The sequence below is a fragment of the Rhodoferax sp. genome (assembly GCF_014859475.1).
GTDB lineage: Bacteria > Pseudomonadota > Gammaproteobacteria > Burkholderiales > Burkholderiaceae_C > Rhodoferax.
Window position 1 is genome coordinate 1 of the sequence record NZ_JACUUE010000228.1, and the last position, 3,632, is coordinate 3,632.

The following is a 3,632-nucleotide window of genomic DNA, read 5'->3' on the forward strand; positions in this document are numbered from 1 at the left end:
GTCAGCCCTACCTCAGGTGTCATCGCGACCGCTTTCCAGTTTGAGACAGCCGCCATCACCTCGCTCAAAATCTGCAGCGCCGCACCAGGCAAACCGAGGCTAAAGTAGTTGGCGTGGTCAAGCAGCATCTGCAAGGAATCAATGGGGCCGGTCTGCGGCGACAGCCAGGTTTTTGACTCCCGGTCTTTGTCTGGAAACGGATTGATGTCGAACGCCGGGGCCAGCCGCCACTGCCCATTGCCTTCGTAAAGAAAACCATGGTTTTGCAGATGGTCATCTACATTGGTAATGAGCAGGTTAAACACCATCCGGCGCCAAAGCTCGCGCACATCTTCAGTAGGCTTGACGCACTTGGCGCGAATGATGTCGGCAATCTCGGTGTACGACCGGTCGTCCTCCCGCGAGGCCTGCAGCATCGACGCTGCCGACAGGTAATGAATGCGGGCCATGTCCTGCGTCCGATCAAATCGATCGATGAGCGCCACGGCTGCTCCGTTGATGTTCATGATGCGCGCCGGCGCGGCCCGGATGCCGGCATGGCTGGCCAGGCGCAGGGCCAGCACCTCGCCGCGCGTCACACTTCGGGCGTCCGCCACGCTCGGAAACTTGCCAATGGCCAGACGACCGTGCGCAGATGGCTTGCGACCGGCTTCACAAAGCCCCACCTTGCGTTTTGCGTGCCCGGATGCGCTTGGGCAACTGCTCGTCCATCAACACCAGGCCAATCTGGTCCTGACTCGTATCGAGCAGCTGCGACAAACGCTCGATATCGCCAAAAACGTGCAGGGTTCGCGCAACAAAATGAAGCGGCACGCGGGGGTCGCCCTTCTCCATGCGCTTGACGGTGTTCAGCGAGGCCCCAACTCGTTCGGCCAGCGATGCCTGCGAAATGTGCCTGCGACGCCTTGCCAGCGACAAGTCAAGCCCCAGCTTCTGGATGGCGCGCTCAACCGGCAGCGGCAAAGGCAGCTTTTCATTTTTAAGACTCTGATCAAGGTCTTTAAAACATTCAATAGCTTTCATGAAGGCCATTATATTTAAACAGCTCAACAAGGGAACCATCGCGGCGAGGGCGCCGCTCCCACAGGACTCTGCCTTGCGCCGGCGCCACAGCATCGCCCGTTACCGTTTGCGACCCAGTGAGTTTGATGCCTGGCAGACGGTATGGGAATGACATGAAACGCCCGAAATTTGTCGGCACATACTTTTTCAATTGCTGCACCACGCATTCCATGACCTGATCCATGGTTGACGGCAATCCATGCAGTCAGGACGTCATGGCTTGCGGATCAAGTGCGACAGTAAAAAGGGCAGTCCACTTTGATAGACCGCCCTTTGATTTGACTCAGCCCGCGCGGGACTGACCGAAGTTACTGCAGTTTACATATCCGTCTTCAGGTTGTCATTCTGTAGCAACTTGGCAATCAACCACTGCTCATCCGTAAAGGTGCCTGTGACTGTGACTGGCAATGCATTGATTTCAGCGAAAGTGACGCCTTCCAAGATGATGGTTTGGGTCACACCATCAGCTTCCAGACCATTGGTATCCACACTGATGACCACGTTGCCACCGTCCTCAACAAAGTGCAAATAGGCATCCAGAGTAACGGGGTCTTCAGCCTGATCCAGAATATCGCGCAAATCCAATTGATCTCCGCCCAGTCCTAAAGTGAAGTCCTTGATCGTATCGATGGCTGGATCATCATTGGTCCCCTGATCAGCCAAACTCCACTTGAACACGTCGGCACCTGCACCGCCGGTCAGCGTGTCGTCTCCCTCACCACCGATCAGGATGTCGTCTCCCTCACCACCGATCAGGATGTCGTCTCCCTCACCACCGATGAGCGTGTAGTTGCCATCCCCTGCCAGGAGGTAGTCGGTGCCAGTCGTGCCCTCCAGCGTCTCGCCCCCATTGGTACCCACGATGGTCGGGCCTGCCGGGTACATCGTGACGTCGATGGAGCCGTTGATCGCATCACCATCACCGTCCGTACCAACGATGCCATAGTTCAACTCGATCGGCGTGCCATCGCTGGCTTCGCCGTAGCTGAACACACCCAGTTTGAAGTTACCAGCGCCATCGCTGCTCAGTGCATCAACTTGCAAGGCGCTGAAGGGGTAGGTCGTTGTGACTTCATAGAACCATCCATTCTGGATCCCAGAAATCTCGACGGTTCCATCATCGTTATAGATAACCTTTACTTTGTCAGTGACATCGTTAGCAGTACCTGCATTGACTTGAGCAAGTGTACCGCTGAACACGCGAACACCGGTGATGGGGATCGGACTCTCGCCAAGTGCATCCCCATAAAAAACGCTATACGTGTCAGCCAAAATTGCCGACAGTTTGATCGCTGCAGAAGAGGCGTTACCAGTCAAACCAACTTGCTGACGGAACGCCGTGGTCGTATTGTGACTTTCATACTTATACTCCTCATTGGCACCTTGCCCGGAAACATTGCCATTCGTGAAATCGAGCCGGATCGAGTCCTCGCCGGGCTTAAAACTCTGCCCAGTGCTAATACCAATCGATTGAGAACTGGTATTGACCGTTGAATTCGCCTTAGTCGTAAGCACAACGTCTTGTGTGGTGCCTCCAATATCCGAAATTACCTGCAGTGCTTGGTTGCCACCGCCCACGCTGCTGAGGGTGGTAGCAGTGACTGCAGTGCCGTTTTCAATCACGCCATTCGAATGCAGGGTATAGGTGTTGGCCGTCGGGTCGATGTCGATCCAGAAACCAACATTCGTGCCTGTATTAGAAACCCCTGCCGAAGAAACAGTACTGGAAGTGGTGGCCACCAGGATCGAATAATCGATCACGCCGCCTGTCTGACCGTAGTGCAGGTACAGTGGCTGACCATTAAAGCTCAGCGCGTTTCCATCGGCATCCATGGCAACCGTACCTTGTGTGAAGGTGAAGTTCACAGAACCCACACCATCGCTGCCGGCCATGAAATTGAGGGCTGCAGTCACGGACTGAGAAGCATCCAGTTCGATGATGTGGGTGGCGGAGGGGGCCAACAGGCTCGGCACATCATCCATCACCGACAGCGACAAATTCACCGTGGTCGGCGCGCCATCGCTGGCCGTGCCACTCAACACCACCAGTGGCAGAACGAGAGTGTTTTCCCCTTGAACTGGCTCATGGCTCATGGCGCCGAGCATCGTAAAGGTGTATATGCCATCAGGATTGACCGTCAGTTGTGCTGCGGCCGTAGCCTCGCTGCCCGACTGAATCGGATTACCGGCCTGGTCAAAAAAGACGGTCGAACCACCCGCTGCAACCGTAACAGGCGCGAAACCGGCGATAGTGATGGTGGTCACAACGCCGGACGCACCACCCGACCAAACAGAGCCGGTATCGGTGTGGCTAAGGCCGTCATCCTCATCATTACCAATGACACCCCCATTGGCAGGCACGGATTCTTCTTCAACCAGCAACGCCTGACTCACTGTAACCGGCGCTGGCGGCGCCACCTCTTCTTCTGGCGGGAGCAGAGGCGCCGATTGCAAATCAGGCGCCAACTCAGGCGCCGTGTAATCGTATTCGTAAACCAGCGGCTCCACCCCTTCGACAATGCGCAGCAATTGCACAAAGCTGATGCCGCCGTCAGCGCCAGCACCACCGC

4 protein-coding genes are annotated in these 3,632 nt (G+C 56.1%); all 4 read right to left on the reverse strand.

The window, feature by feature from the left end; all coding sequences use genetic code 11:
• The coding region (locus IBX54_RS13465; RefSeq protein WP_367141848.1) for a type II toxin-antitoxin system HipA family toxin at window positions 1-665 on the reverse strand (665 nt) is incomplete at its 3' end.
• Window positions 652-1,023: a helix-turn-helix transcriptional regulator gene (locus tag IBX54_RS13470; protein ID WP_296543171.1), complete on the reverse strand. Its 372-nt coding sequence runs from the start codon at window positions 1,021-1,023 to the stop codon at window positions 652-654. The genes IBX54_RS13470 and IBX54_RS13465, both read right to left, overlap by 14 nt.
• On the reverse strand, window positions 1,010-1,246 hold the full coding sequence (locus tag IBX54_RS13475; RefSeq protein WP_296543172.1) for a hypothetical protein: 237 nt from the start codon (window positions 1,244-1,246) through the stop codon (window positions 1,010-1,012). Before IBX54_RS13475 ends, IBX54_RS13470 begins: the two co-directional genes overlap by 14 nt.
• A gap of 134 nt (window positions 1,247-1,380) precedes the next feature.
• Window positions 1,381-3,632, reverse strand: a 2,252-nt coding sequence (locus tag IBX54_RS13480) for a type I secretion C-terminal target domain-containing protein (RefSeq protein ID WP_296543173.1), incomplete at its 5' end; no start/stop codon positions are given.